Below are 13,683 nucleotides of genomic sequence, written 5' to 3'. Positions count from 1 at the left end.
TCTAAACTCTAACTCAACTGGCGGAGATGACTAGTGGCGATTACCGGTCGCGAAACCAAGATAGCCATTGTTCGGGTAGGTGTTCACAGAAGCACCGTACCAGGAGCGGTAACGCGGAGTGTGGCCGTAACGCGGACGCGACGGGTAGGAGGGGCGAGTGACCGGGCGGGACGGGCGACTAACCGGGCGGGACGGGCGGGTCACCGGACGGCTAGCCTTAGGAGCCGGGATCACCTTCGGTGCGGGGGCCTGCTGACGCTTAGCGTCCTCTTCAGCCTTCTTGCGTGCTGCCTCTTCAGCCGCCTTCTTGCGTGCCGCCTCAGCTGCGGCAGCCTCCGCAGCTTCACGGTCGGAACGAACCTGCTGAACCGCGCGTGCCGCATTCACAATGCCGGAACCGCACGCGGACTGGTCGCACTCAATACCCTGAGAGGTGGACTGTAGAGCCTTCTTCGCCTGAGCGTAAGTGAGCTTCGGGTCGACCGCCTTCATGAGCGCCACAATACCAGCAACGTGCGGTGCCGCCATGGAAGTGCCCTGGTACTCGGCGTAGTCAGCCTTGCCGGGAGCGGTCTTACCAGCGTTGAGGGTGGAGAGAATACCGCCGCCCCAGTAGCGGCGGTCGCCACCGGGTGCGCTCACGTCCACGCGGGAGCCGTAGTTGGAGAAGTAGGAACGTTTGCCGTTCTTATCGGTTGCGCCCACGTTGATGACGTCCTCACAGTTGCCGGGGCTGGACTTCGAGGCATCAAAGCTGTTGTTACCGGCTGCGACGACCACAATGGAGCCGCGCTTATTTGCCTGAGCAATCGCCTGGCGGTACGGGGTGGTGCAGGTGCCCTCGCTACCGATGGACATGTTAATGACCTGGGCGGGGTTCTGGTTTGCGGGAACGCCACGCACGCTACCACCAGCAGCCCAAATAATGCCGTCAGTGATGTCTGAGTCGAAGCCACCGCAGGCGCCCAGAACGCGCACGGGTACAATCTTCGCCTCGGGCGCCACACCGGCAATGCCTTCGTTATTGTTCGCAATAGCGGCAATAGTGCCCGCCACGTGGGTGCCGTGCCAGTCGGAAGGGCTTGCCTTCGAACCGGTGAAGCACTGGTTGTCTACGGTCCAGTTGCCGGCGTCGGTCGGGTCGGAGTCGCGGCCATTACCGTCGTTGGAGAACGCCGACTCGGCGATGAAATCATAGCCGGGCAGCACGTTAGCGTCCAGGTCCGGGTGAGCGGTGATACCGGAGTCCAGCACCGCCACGGTCACACCCTTACCGCGGGTGGTGCCCCACGCCTCCAGCGCGGAGACTCCGTTCTCACCGGTGAGGGACCACATGCGGTTCATCTTCGGGTCATTGATTTTGATGGTTTCCGAGGTGTGATCCACGGTGGCGTAGCGGCGCATATCGGGTACTACGGAGGCGACCTTGGAGTTCGTGCTCAGGGCGTTCATATACTGCTGCGCCTGAGCCGGGGTGAGCTCCGAAGAGGTGGTGACTACGCTGGCATCCAGTGCGGTGGAACGGACGTAGCTGGTCTTAATGTTCAGCAGCTCGTCGATACTCTGCACATCGGAGGTGATGCCTGCGTAGAGTGCGTCACTCCAGGTTGCCTGCTGGGTACCCGCAGCTGCGGACCAGTCAATCTGGTCTGCAGCGGCGTCGGCGGAGGCGGCGTTCTTCGCCTCATCGGTGTAGGTGATGATGAAGCGGTTGTATGCCACGGGCGCGGACTGCGCAGTATCGGAGATCTGGGCAGTATTAGATGCCTCTGCCGTCGCAGATGCCTTAGGGTGGGGAGCCTGCGCGGTGGGTGCCGCCACGGCGGGGATCACGCTTACCGAGAGCAGGCAGGTCGCGGTGACGAAGCTCAGCAGGGAACGCTGTGAGGAGCGTGCCTGGGAGGGGCGAGCAATGCGAAACATGGACGTCCTTGAGGTGAGTGGTACCGGGTGCGCACGATGCGGTGTAGCGTTGCCGACTTGCGTTGAGGGCGCAGAGCCAGGTGTGTGTACTCGGTACGAGTGAATACGGAAGAGTGGGGTGTTAGCGCTGTGCGGTGTTTTCATCGCACGCATCTGCCGGGCAGATGTCTCTGTGGGTAGATGCTGTTGTGCGGGGTGGTTGATGCATGGCGCTGTGGTGCGTGGTGTCTGCATTGTAGCTTGTGCGGCTGTTGAGGGTAGCTCACAATATGCATGCACGGGTACGTACCGTGAGATACTCTATCACCCTTTTTGGGTTACTTTATGAATAAAATAACCTTTATGATGCAGGTCACTTTATGTAAAGATAAGTAAAACTTAAATCTTTACTTCAAGCCCAGGAGAATAGCTCAACCAGGCATTTCCTTATTTGCATTTACGTGAAATAAAAATCTTATTATTTACGCCACACTATCGAGCTTTAGCCGCTTCACGCATAGGAAAAGATACTAGGATAGCGACATCCCACCACATAAACTACTTCCAAAGAACTCCCGCACACAGGCTGAGAGAAAATATATACCAATGCAGTGATATGCATTTTCTTTTTTCTATTCGCTCCTCACAAGCCAATACACAAAGAATGCAGATATTTTCTAAAAGGTGCATTTATGTTAGTGGATGACCAACCCCCTTGCCGCTTCCAGCGCTCACATACGCAAAGACCCCGTTGAGTTTTCTCATCGGGGTCTTTTCGTGAACAGAACGCTGCCGCTTTTGATGCTGCAGCTTGCATCTCCCACCTATCCTCACGACTGATGGGTGGGAGAAGTTTTGTAGGTAGCCTCTAGTGAACTAGCCGCTAGGGACCTACCTAGGAGGCGGGCATTCCGGCACGAATACCGGCAGCCTCCATGCGAGCCGACTCGTAGCTCACCGCACGCAAACCGGAAGAGGTGGCGATTGCTTGAGTCTTTTCTCGCGTATTTTTCTGACGCTGGGTAGGTAGAAAGACCCAGCGGCGCTGAACCGCGAAGCTGATCGGGATTAGAATCAGTTCGGTCAGAATCTTGGTGACCAGCAGGGACGCCCCCAGACCGGTCAAAGCTTCCATCAGAGCCGCGTTGACTGCGAGGATGCCCACCGCCAGCACGGTGTAACGTACCAGCGAAGAGGATGCGGAGGGGCATGCACCTCCGTCATGCATAAGCATTCGGTTGACGGTGAAATTCGTTAGCGCCGAGATGACGCGGGCACCAATCACGGCTGCCAGCAGCGGAACGCCTATGTCCACCAGGACGAAGAAGGCGATAGCATCCACGAGGAAGCCGGTCAGGAAAGACGAAACCAGGAAGGCAAGCAGCGGCGCGTAAATGAGCGCCGAGTCCTGCAGAGGCCTAAAGTGGCTGGTCGGGTTGCCCGGCTCGTAGACCTTCACAATAGGTACCTGCACCAGCTCCACGTCTGCGCGGGTTGCTCGCAGAAGCATGGAGAACTCGTACTCGTACTTATCGCCGGGGATCTGCAGCAGCCAGTCCAGGATCTGCGGGGTGAAGCCGCGCAGACCGGTCTGGGTGTCTGCCACGCGGGCGCCGGTCGCCAGGGCGAAGAAGCCTACGGTTGCGCTGTTGCCAATCTTGGAGCGTAGCGGCACCTTGGTGCCTTCTTCGCCGGCGTTTGGGTCGGGCTTGGTACGCACGCCGAGGATGATGCTCCTCTGGCCTGCCACCGCTGCGGTTTCGGTGCGCACGCCCACACGGAAGATGTCCCGGGGTAGGTGCTGGCCGTCCGCGTCGGCGGTGACGATGACCTCGTCGGGGCGGTTTGCTTTCACCCAGTCGATGCCGGTGCGCAGTGCCGCACCCTTACCCTTGTTGACCGGGTGGGCCTGCACGGTCACGCCGTCGATACGCAGTTCGGTAAAGATTGGCGCATAGGTGCTGCCGGAGCCATCGTCAATGATGAGAATTTCTGTATCCGGATCCTGTTCACGCAGGGCACGGAAAAAGCGGACTAGTGATTGGTCCGGTTTATAGGCGGGTATCAGGATAATCACGATGCGCTCCCTGCTATGTAGAGGATGTCGCTGGTGCCACGTTCCTTGGTGCCACCCTGCGGGCGATTGACCAGCTCATTGTTGAAGACCATGGCGGAGGAGCCACCACCGTCCAGGTTGTAGGCGCTCACGCAGCCGAGGTCCTTGAACATCTGGGCGAACTCGGGCATCGTCACGCCACGCGAGTAGTTGGTGGAGCGGCCATCGACCACAATGAAGACCAGGTGATTGGTGCCGAGCACACCTACACCGGTTCGCGGCTGGTTGCCCTGGATGGAGTGGTTACCAAAGTTGGTGTCCACCTCGACGCTGTCGATGCCGTCGACGATTGCGGAGTCCTTGACCAGCGCGGGGCCGAAGGAGAGAGTGTTCCACACACCCTCGTTGACGAGGGTCTGGGCATTGGTTGCGGTTTCGTCGTAGAGCTTGACGGAGCCGTCGCGGTAGAAGGCGAAGCCTTCACGTGCGCCAGAGTCACGGTAGACAACACCGTTTCGGATCACGATGCCGGTGGTACGGAAGCCATAGTAGTCACCGTTGATTGCCCAGATGCCGTTGTGTTCAGCCGCCATGTTCGAGGGGGTGTCGATGATGTTCTGGCCGAACTTGTTATTGGCGAAGGCGCTTCGCAGCAGAGTCGCGTTGTCGAGCTTTATGTCTGCTACGAAGGAGACGACCACATCCGAGCCGCTACCGGTGGTGTTGGAGGTGATGGTGATAGAGCCTTCGTTAGCGGTGAGGCTCTGACCGTTGACCTTCACGCCAGTCAGTTCGGTGGGGTCTGCGGTGGCGGAGCCGGAGGCGCTTGCGTTTGCCTGGGCTGCAGCCGCCTCGTAGGCGGTGGTGTCTTCGATTTCGGTGTGCTCTGCCAGGTAGCGGTTGTATGCCCACCCCGTACCGCCGCCGACTACTGCGAGTGCACCGAGGCCGCCGCCGATAAAGATTCGACGAGTGAGATTCTTCTTGGCTAGCTTCTGCTCTGCAGCGGTTTGTACTGCGTTAGCTTGTTCTGCCGCGGTCTGGGTGGTCTGGTCAATGTTCTGAGTCATGTTCTGTTCGTTGTTCATGTCTCTAGAATGCCGGCCTATTCTCTGTGCCAGTCATGACTAAGCTGTGCAGGAGCTATGCATGATTATTCATTTCAAACTTTTTTATTACCAACTATGCCTTATTACCAAATAGATTTATGCACATATATGTATAAGCATGTTTATTGGCTCTGCGCTCCACATAGTTAAGACCCCCCCCCGTCGGCAGCCTGCCTTCGCACACACCCGGGTGCATCCGCACAAACTGCGGGCACGAAAAAACCGGCTGAGCACCCCGTGTGGGGTCTCAAGCCGGTTCATCAACTATGAAATACGCTCGGTCGATATGCACCGAATCATTCCGCGTATTCTTTATGCCTCATCCTCGTAGGACGCGTACTTTTCTGCGTATGCCGAGTAGTCGTCCTCGTCGTCATAGCGACGGCGGGACGAATCGGAGGACTTCGTTTTCTTCGCGCTGCTGAGCTCGCGCTCGAGTGCGCTGTAGTCGGTCTCGGGGCTGAAGTACTTCATCTCCCGAGCCTGCCTTGTTGCTTTAGCCTTCTGACGGCCGCGCCCCATGGCGTGACCCCCTCTTTCATCCTGTCCGAGGCGAACAGCACGTGCAGCGCATCGCTCTCGGATCGTTCAACAGTCTTTACTACACTATAGAGTACCCTGTTTCAGCCCTGAATGTCTCGCTCAGCGGCACCTATTTTGCGTATCAGAGCACTTCTTCGCACCGGAACAACCGTTTTATTTTGCACCCGCGGCTTTTTACCCCAGACGCCACAGAGCCCCGCACCGGGCGTATCGCTACAACCAATGCGGGGCGAGTGCCTATCCTACCGGCTCACTCACAAAACCGGGTTCAGAGAAGGTACCGTGCCGGTCATGACATCCAGCACGGGGCTTGAGGGGCACTCCTGCCGTTTAGCTTGCGGTGAAGGAGCCCAGCAAGGTGGCGTTAGAAGCCAGGGTGGTGCTGGAGACATCCACGCTATCGGTGGTGGTGTACACGGTGTAGCTCTCGCCCTTAGTGATCTTGGAGCTGGAGACCACGATCAGTGCGGTGCTGGAGTTAGTCACCTTGTAGTTCGCCACCACGTTACCGGAGGAGTCGGTCACCTGTACGGTGGTGCCGGCGCTCAGGTTCGATACATTGCTAATCTTCAGGTAGCCGCTGGTGGAGTTGGTCGAGGGCGCCTCGAACATGTCACCGGAGTTAGCCGCGGTCACGGTCGCGCCGTTGAGCAGCAGGTCGCCATTGGTATCCAGGGAGGTGTTACCACCGGTGAAGGGGCCGTAGACAATCACGGTGCCACCGGAGAGGGTTGCCGTACCGTTGGAATCGATGCCGTCGCCCTTCGCGTTCACGGTGACCGTACCGCCGGAGATGTTGATGGTTGCATCAACCACCTCGAAGGTGCCGCCTGCGCCACCGCCAGCCGGGGGCTGACCACCCTGTGCCGCATTACCCTGTCCCGTATTTCCCTGTGCAGCCTGGTTACGCTGGGCGGTCTGCGTGGTGGAGGTCGAAGCCGACTCGGTGCTGGTCGAGGTGGTACTGTACGAGGCATTGATACCGTCATCGGAGCTGGTCACGTTCACGGTGCCGTCCAGGATGTTGATGTACTGCCCCTCAATACCCTCGTTCGCCTGGTTAATGTTCAGGGTCCCACCAGAGATTTCAAGCACGCGCTCAGCCTTGAAACCATCATCATCTGCAGAGATGTTCACGGTACCACCGCTCAGGCGTACCCAGCCACGGTTGCCATCGGTATTATTGGTTGCCTTGATGCCGTCCTGACTTGCGGTTACGGTGACGGTACCGTCCAGGATATCGACGTAATCCTTACCCTTGATGCCGGTGTTTGCCGCGTTCACTTCCAGGGTACCGGAGGCAATGACCAGGCCGTCAGAGGTGTGGATACCCTCTTCATACTTACCTTCAACCTTCAGGGTGCCTTCGCCCGCCAGGGTCAGGTCACTCTTGGAGTAGATAGCTGCGTCGGGGCTACCGCTGGCGGTATCCGCGTAGGAGGAGCCGTCAGAGACGGTGTTGGTGGTACCCGAGGCGGTGTAGATAACGACCTCGTCCGCCTCAACCACATTGATAGCTGCACCAGTGGAATTGGTAATCGTCGCATTCTTCAGGACCAGGCGGACCATGTCGCTGTCGGCTGCCTCAACCTTGATCTGGCCCTCGTAGGTACCGATGAGCTTGTAGTTGCCCGCCTTGGTGATGGTGATGACGCCGTCGCTTACGGTCACGCCGTCGATCGCAGTCGGGTTAGAAAGATTGATAGTAACTTCGCTGGAGGAATCCCAGGTGACGTCCTTTGCAGAGTAGTGAGTGTCCTCGACGAGCTTCTCGCCGCTCTTCACGTCGGTAGAGAAGGAGTCCGCCACCTTCGAGGTGGTGTCCGAAGTGCTCGAAGCGGAGGTAGTGGTTGCGCTCGCTGCACTAGCGGTCGATGCCAAGTTTGCCGAGCAGCCGCTCAACGCCAGGGCTGACAGGAGAGTCAAGGAGGTTGCGCTCTTAATCATATTGCTCTTTTTTCATGGGTTTTCCTTTGTGTTTGGGTGACTACTCACGTAGAGCCAACGCCACAGGGGTAAGACGTATGTGAAATGTGAATATGTGTGAGAGCGGTTATTGCCTGTGTGGGGTGATAAAGCCGGTGTTGTATTTGGTTCGGGGTTAGATACGCGGTTTAGAGGATTGGTGGCTGGAGGTGCGGGTAAGGTAGGTGCGCTACCCTACCCGCACCTCCCACATTGCCGTTTTAGCGAGGTTGCCGTTTTATGCGGCTGCGAAACCCTCGGTCAGCAGCTTCTGGTAATCCTCTTCGGTCATGTCATCCACGTTGAGGCGGGTACCGTTGACCGGTTCCAGGTGCATCCAATTCTTGATGGTTTCTTCCCACTTGTTGCTTGCCAGCTGCGGGTTTAGCACCGCCATACCGGTTGCAAACTTGGAAATCTTCGTGGGGGTGATGCCCGCATCCCAAAGATGCTGGTCTGCCACAGAGGGCTCCACACCGGACTTGGTTTCAATGATGACCGCGTTCGGCAGGCCGTAGGTGGTGCCAACCAGGTTACCGTGGTAGTTGCGGTAGTTCACGCCCGCCATGAGGATGTTCTCAGACAGAGGTGTCCAGGTCAGGGCGTTATCTACCGTCATACGGGAGGCGACGGGGTTCTTCTCGCTCTGCGGCAGGAAGACCGTGGTACGGCGGTAGCCGGTGGTCAGAACCGCCTCCAGCTTGTGCACGGGGCCCGCAAGGATATCGCCGAGCGCTGCGGTGATGTACTCGTGGCCTTCGGCAGTGAGCGTATCGCGGTTCTCGAAGGTATACGGGATACGCTTCTTGACGGTCATATCCTGCTCACCGTCTGTCTTGACCTCTAGGAAGGTCAGTTCCGAGTCCAGGTAGCTACGGGTACGAATCTTGAAGGTGTCCGGGCGGCTGTACGCTGCCGAATGGTAGCTCTGCATCTGCGGAGTGTCGAAGTAGACCGATTCGTAGGCGAAGTCGCGCTGGTCATCGATTTCCATGACGGAGGCTCCTGCGTCAAGCGTGAAGAGTACCTTGGCTGCGGTTTCTGCCTCGACAATGTACTTGCGGTCCACACGGGTCTGCATGGCTGCCTTCTCGTTCATGGCTTCGAGGCTGATACTCTTCCACTCGGCGGGGATGATATTTGCGGCTGCGTTAGTCATGGGTCTTCGTCCTTCTGGGGTGCCGCCTCGGTGCGTTCGAGGTAGCTGGTCGTGATGGGGGTATTAGGGCTGTCGTGCAGTATGAGTGAATCGGAGGCTTTTGTACTGGCTGGTTTTACTTACCTACCGGGGTGCGCTGTAGGGGAATCATCCGAGTGTCCAGCGTGGCGTGCGCCTCAGCGGTGGGTGCTACAGGCTGGCGGGTTGCGGTCATCTGCGGTGCTGCTGGGTGAGCTACTGCCGAGATGGGTGCTACGTGAGCCTGTGCCGCCTCCACTGCCGCAGGGGTGCCGCCCTCGGTGGTTTCCTTAGGCTGGTAGGTGACGGTGGCGCGGGTCAGGTTGTTCACCATGTCCAGCTCGGTGATCTTCACCGAGGTGACGGTGTAACCCAGGCGAGCGCTCAGGTAGTTCTTGAGCTCTTCCTCGTCGCTCATCGCACAATCCGCGGTAACGTCCTGAGTCTTTTCAGTGGAGACCGGGGTGCTACGCGAGTCGAGAATCGCAATCAGGGCGACCAGGGTAGCCATGAGACCGAAGGCGATGTACGCCGGGCTGATGTTCACACCGGCGATCATGCCGACCGAGAGGGCTACGAAGTAGTAACCCACCTCGCGCTGGCTCAGGGCGGTGGAACGCAATCGGATAATCGACAAGACACCGAAGAGACCCATGCCCATAGCGGATGCATTCGAGCCGGCAGATACCAGCGCCACCGAGACGGTGAAGATGCCGGCGTTGATGACCGCGTAAGAAATCATTAGTTCGCGGTTGCGGTGCCGCGCCATGTAGAGGGTGCAGAGGGCTGCGATGGCTATGGCATCGGCAATCGCCATGGTCAAAATAGTCATTGGACGCTCCAGACGTCGTGTCGTGATGTTTGCGGCGCTTTTTGCTGTCTGTTCTTCAGCTCCAAGCTGTGCGTTCTTTGTAGTATCTAGATTCCCGTGCAAGCCTGTGTTTACCCTGTGCTCACCTTAACTTATAGATAAGTGTTATATGTCTCTAATAAATACCCTTATCGTGGCGCTATTCAATCGTAATTTTTCTCTTTTCTCGCGTCCTTGATGGAGCATCCCACAGCTTCAAAAAGCACAAAAAATGGGCTCCCTCCGATATGGAGGGAGCCCATAAAAGTAGCTAAAAACTTAGCGACTAAGCGTTATTATGCCTTCTTGCGCATACGGGTTGCCACGATAGTCGCGCCACCAGCACCCAGAGCAATCAGACCCAGACCAGCAGCGGTCATCGCATCGGATGCACCGGTCTTAGCCAGGGAAGAAGAGCCCTTGGAGGATGCGTTGGAGGAACCAGAACCCAGGTCGTCATTGGAGTTGGAGCTCATGCCAACGTGATCAGAGGTGGAGTTCTCGTAGTTCGGCTGCTCTTCGCAACCTTCGTCGTCGCCATCAGCATCGAACTTCTCGCGGAAGTCCGGATCACCCTTGAAAATAGAGGTACCACGATCTGCCCATACGTCAGCACAGTTCTGGTACTTGTAGGTCTTCTCGTCCTTTGCGGAGGAGTCGGAAGCCTGGTCAGACTTCTGCTCTTCGGCAGGCTTCTGATCCTCAGCAGGCTTTGTTTCCTTAGCGTCCTCAACTGCGGGAGCAGAGGGGTTGGAGGATGCAGACTCGGATGCCTCAGCGCTGGGCTCGGTGGTCGGCTCAGCAGTGGGAGCCGGGGTCGGGTTCTCGGAAGGAGCCGGGGTGGGCTCTTCGCTAGGTGCGGGAGCGGGCTGCTCTGCGACCTTAATGGTCACGGTAGCTGCCTTACCGCCGCGGGGAACGTCGCCGTCCTTCAGGGAGCCGGACAGCAGGTAAATGTCGACAGAAACGCTACCGTGCAGCTCTGCCTGCCAGGGGATGGTAACGGAGAAGTTACCGTTGCTATCAGCGTGGATTTCCAGGTAGTCCTGGCCGTTAATCTTAACAGCGCCCTTGTTTAGCTTCAGTGCCAGAACAGAACCGGAGGTGCCATCAGCGGTCTTGAAGCCTTCGCCGCCAATGTTCAGGCCTTCGCCCTCAACCCATACGTCGGGGGCAATGAACTGTGCAGAGTCTGCGTAGGTGTGGACGACCTGAGGCTTGCCTTCAACAGCGAAGGTTGCGGGGACGGAAGTAGCAACGAGGCCACAGCCGATGAGTGCGGTGGCGCCGATGCGTGCGATGTTGTTTCGAATGCTCATGCCCCCATTCTAACGAGCGAAGCTTAGGATACCGGCCCCCAAGAAGCCAATTTGTCATGACCTAACTCACAAAACATATTTTTTGAAGGTTTCTTAAAGGCATGGTTGAACTATATAAGCCTTTTACACCGTCGTACACCCCTAAAGTCTCAACCTAACATTGAAGAGAATAACAAGTACATACCCCACCCCATCAGCACAACCCAATAGCAAAAACCACCCCGTTTAAACGCGAAAATCCCTTCCACCCAAACACTCAAGCATTCGGGGGGGGGGGGGGGAAGGGACCCTCACTCACCACCGGGTAGCGGCAATAGTTTTAGGAGTTCTTGCGGTTACGGACAGCAGACACGCCAGCAACACCCAGACCCAGAGCTACCAGGCCCATACCAGCAATGGTAAAGGCGTTGGAAGCACCGGTATTAGCAAGGGAAGAGCGCTGAGCGCGGCTAGAAGTGTAGTTAGTCGAAGCGGAGGAAGAACCCAAGTTGTCCAGACCGCCAGAGTTGCGGGAAGAAGAACCCGAAGAAATATTGGAGGAGGAACCGCCGTCAGTGACCTCACTGTTAATAACCTCGCAGCCCAGACCGTTGTTATCAGTATCGAACTGCTTGCGGAAGTCCGGGTGGCTCGAAGAGATAGGAGCCAGACCAGCAGCCGCCACCTCAGAGCAGTTCGCGAAGCGAGTGCTCTCAGCCGAAGCGGTCACCTTTTCAGTAGCGGAAGTGGAATCACCCGACTGATCCTTTGCATCATTCGCAACGGATGTGTTCTTATCAGCAGCAGCCGAGGCAGAAGCCGACTCAGTAGCCGAGGCAGAAGCCGATGCCGAAGCGGAGGGGGTAGCCACCACAGAAGCGGAAGCCGATGCGGTAGCCGAGGGGCTCGCTGAAGCAGTCGCAGAAGCCTTCCCATCCACGCGGTCCTTGATCTCTGCATCCACGGAAGCAATGACCTCATCAGCACCAGAAGCCGAGGCGGTAGCAGATGCGGAAGGCGCCACAGAAGCGGAGGGGGTAGCCACCACGGAAGCGGTTGCCGAAGCAGAAGCGCTCGCAGACGCGGTAGCGGAGGGGGTTGCTTCCTGAACGGAACGAGCCTCAATCTTCACGGTGGCTGCCTTGCCGCCGCGAGCGGTGTCGTTATCCTTCAAGGATCCGGAGAGCAGGTAGACGTCCACGGAGATACGCTCATCCAGGTCGTCCTGCCAGGGAATGGAGACGGAGAAGTTGCCCTTCTCATCAGCCTGAACTTCCAGGTAGTCCTTGCCGTCAATCTTGACGGTACCCTTGTTCAGCTTGATAGCGATGGTGGAGCCGGAGGTACCGTCCTGGGTCAGGAAGCCTTCGCCGGTAATCTTCAGGGCTTCGCCCTTGTACCAGACCTCAGAAATATGGGAGGCCGCCTTGTCGGCGTAGACGTAGGTGACGGACTCTTCACCGTTCTGAGCGAAAGTTGCGGGGATTGCGGTGACTACCAGACCGCAACCGATCAGGGCGGTGGCACCGAAGCGAGTGATAGTGTGTCGAATGTCCATCCCATCATTTTATCCCCGCGTGGTGGGTTTAGCCGCCTGTCTAGAGGCTATGTGCAATTACTTGCAACACAAAATAGCATTTTCGTGCACTTAACCTTGGGTCGTTGCACGTGCAGTAATATTCGCTGGAGAAACAGCATTCACTATAGAAACAGCGCTGCCTAAACCTCGGCAACCTTAAACATCAACGGCGTCGAGCATGAGTTCCAGCGCCTCGCCCACGCCGGTACGCCACAGGTAGGTAGCCTTCGCATCTGCACGACCGGGGCCGCCGTTAACGACAGCGACCGGCTTGCCGGCGCTCAGAGCCTCCAGCACAATCTTGTAGCTGCTCATGACCGCAACCGAGGAGCCCACCACCAGCAACGCCGAACATTCAGCGAGCATGGCATCCTTGCGTACCTTACGTTCGGCGGGCACAGACTCACCAAAGTACACCACATCCGGCTTGAGGCGGGTCGAACTGCAGCCGAGGCAGGGCACCATCTGAAAATCGCGGATATAGAGGTCGTCCAGCTCCACATCACCGTCAGGGTTCACGCGTAGCTCTTCATCTTCAAGGTGCGCTAGGTAGCCGGGGTTCGCCGCGTCCAGACGTGTATCCAGGCTTTCGCGACTCTCGTCCTGCCCGCAGTCCAGGCACACAATACGGGAGAGGTCGCCGTGCAATGCCAGTAGGCGAGAGCTTCCAGCACGGGCGTGCAGCCCATCCACGTTCTGCGTAATCACACCGCTCACGGCACCCAGCTGTTCCAGCTCGGCGAGCGCATAGTGGGCGCGGTTCGGTTCGGCGCGGCGCATACGGCGCCAGCCCACGTAGGAGCGCGCCCAGTAGCGTTGGCGGGCGGCGTCATCGTAGCGGAATTCCTGGTAGGTCATGGGGCGGTGGTCATGCAGGGAGCCGCCGGGTCCGCGGTAGTCGGGGATACCCGATTCGGTGCTCACTCCCGCGCCGGTGAGCACGAGAACCTTGCCCGCCTTGAGTAGCTCGGCAATACCCGCGGATACGTATTCTTCGTCGTGCGGGGTGGCGTTCTCAGAGACAACGCGCTGAATCGAGCGGATTGCGGCACGGTGCACGGAGGCAATTTCTTCGCGTTGCTCACCGGCGGCGGCGAAGTTCTGGTGGTCAGTCCAGCGGTCCATTCTTCTCCTCAATGCTCTGTGTATTAGTGCGGTTCAGCGCGGTTCTAGTGCGTTAAACGGCTGTGGGGCACCCCCTTTG

10 protein-coding genes are annotated in these 13,683 nt (G+C 58.0%); all 10 read right to left on the bottom strand.

Translation table 11 applies throughout. The features are described from left to right. Positions 1-30 precede the first annotated feature (30 nt). Positions 31-1,923 (bottom strand): S8 family peptidase, encoded by a 1,893-nt coding sequence (locus tag QFX07_RS01200; RefSeq protein WP_279754757.1) that lies wholly within the window; start codon positions 1,921-1,923, stop codon positions 31-33. A gap of 874 nt (positions 1,924-2,797) precedes the next feature. Beyond that, positions 2,798-3,979, bottom strand: a complete 1,182-nt coding sequence (locus QFX07_RS01195; protein ID WP_279754756.1) for a bifunctional glycosyltransferase family 2/GtrA family protein — start codon at positions 3,977-3,979, stop codon at positions 2,798-2,800. After that, a complete protein-coding gene (locus QFX07_RS01190) occupies positions 3,976-5,046 on the bottom strand; it encodes a phosphodiester glycosidase family protein (RefSeq protein WP_279740906.1) in 1,071 nt (356 codons plus the stop codon). Before QFX07_RS01190 ends, QFX07_RS01195 begins: the two co-directional genes overlap by 4 nt. A 333-nt stretch (positions 5,047-5,379) precedes the next feature. Continuing rightward, positions 5,380-5,589, bottom strand: a complete 210-nt coding sequence (locus QFX07_RS01185; RefSeq protein WP_005504588.1) for a DUF3073 domain-containing protein — start codon at positions 5,587-5,589, stop codon at positions 5,380-5,382. A gap of 351 nt (positions 5,590-5,940) precedes the next feature. Beyond that, entirely contained in the window at positions 5,941-7,557 is a 1,617-nt protein-coding gene (locus QFX07_RS01180) for a carbohydrate-binding domain-containing protein (protein ID WP_279754755.1), read from the bottom strand. 256 nt (positions 7,558-7,813) lie between these two features. Beyond that, a complete protein-coding gene (locus tag QFX07_RS01175) occupies positions 7,814-8,734 on the bottom strand; it encodes a polyphosphate polymerase domain-containing protein (protein ID WP_279754754.1) in 921 nt (306 codons plus the stop codon). A gap of 115 nt (positions 8,735-8,849) precedes the next feature. After that, positions 8,850-9,584: a DUF4956 domain-containing protein gene (locus tag QFX07_RS01170; RefSeq protein WP_279754752.1), complete on the bottom strand. Its 735-nt coding sequence runs from the start codon at positions 9,582-9,584 to the stop codon at positions 8,850-8,852. A gap of 314 nt (positions 9,585-9,898) precedes the next feature. Further along, complete coding sequence (locus QFX07_RS01165) at positions 9,899-10,921, bottom strand: excalibur calcium-binding domain-containing protein (RefSeq protein ID WP_279754751.1); 1,023 nt, start codon at positions 10,919-10,921, stop codon at positions 9,899-9,901. Between the two features lie 319 nt (positions 10,922-11,240). Further along, positions 11,241-12,458 (bottom strand): excalibur calcium-binding domain-containing protein, encoded by a 1,218-nt coding sequence (locus QFX07_RS01160; RefSeq protein ID WP_279754750.1) that lies wholly within the window; start codon positions 12,456-12,458, stop codon positions 11,241-11,243. Between the two features lie 177 nt (positions 12,459-12,635). Next, complete coding sequence (locus tag QFX07_RS01155) at positions 12,636-13,604, bottom strand: Sir2 family NAD-dependent protein deacetylase (protein WP_279754748.1); 969 nt, start codon at positions 13,602-13,604, stop codon at positions 12,636-12,638. Positions 13,605-13,683 lie beyond the last annotated feature (79 nt).

This window comes from Rothia similimucilaginosa (assembly GCF_029850985.2).
GTDB lineage: Bacteria > Actinomycetota > Actinomycetes > Actinomycetales > Micrococcaceae > Rothia.
Note: the sequence above shows the minus strand (reverse complement) of the source record. Positions and strands in the feature narration are given on the sequence as shown.

Excerpts from the sequence above, each read along its gene's own strand:
- QFX07_RS01200 (WP_279754757.1), bottom strand. The coding sequence starts at position 1,923 with ATGTTTCGCATTGCTCGCCCCTCCCAGGCACGCTCCTCACAGCGTTCC.
- QFX07_RS01190 (WP_279740906.1), bottom strand. The coding sequence starts at position 5,046 with ATGAACAACGAACAGAACATGACTCAGAACATTGACCAGACCACCCAG.
- QFX07_RS01185 (WP_005504588.1), bottom strand. The coding sequence starts at position 5,589 with ATGGGGCGCGGCCGTCAGAAGGCTAAAGCAACAAGGCAGGCTCGGGAG.
- QFX07_RS01180 (WP_279754755.1), bottom strand. The coding sequence starts at position 7,557 with ATGATTAAGAGCGCAACCTCCTTGACTCTCCTGTCAGCCCTGGCGTTG.
- QFX07_RS01175 (WP_279754754.1), bottom strand. The coding sequence starts at position 8,734 with ATGACTAACGCAGCCGCAAATATCATCCCCGCCGAGTGGAAGAGTATC.
- QFX07_RS01170 (WP_279754752.1), bottom strand. The coding sequence starts at position 9,584 with ATGACTATTTTGACCATGGCGATTGCCGATGCCATAGCCATCGCAGCC.
- QFX07_RS01165 (WP_279754751.1), bottom strand. The coding sequence starts at position 10,921 with ATGAGCATTCGAAACAACATCGCACGCATCGGCGCCACCGCACTCATC.
- QFX07_RS01160 (WP_279754750.1), bottom strand. The coding sequence starts at position 12,458 with ATGGACATTCGACACACTATCACTCGCTTCGGTGCCACCGCCCTGATC.
- QFX07_RS01155 (WP_279754748.1), bottom strand. The coding sequence starts at position 13,604 with ATGGACCGCTGGACTGACCACCAGAACTTCGCCGCCGCCGGTGAGCAA.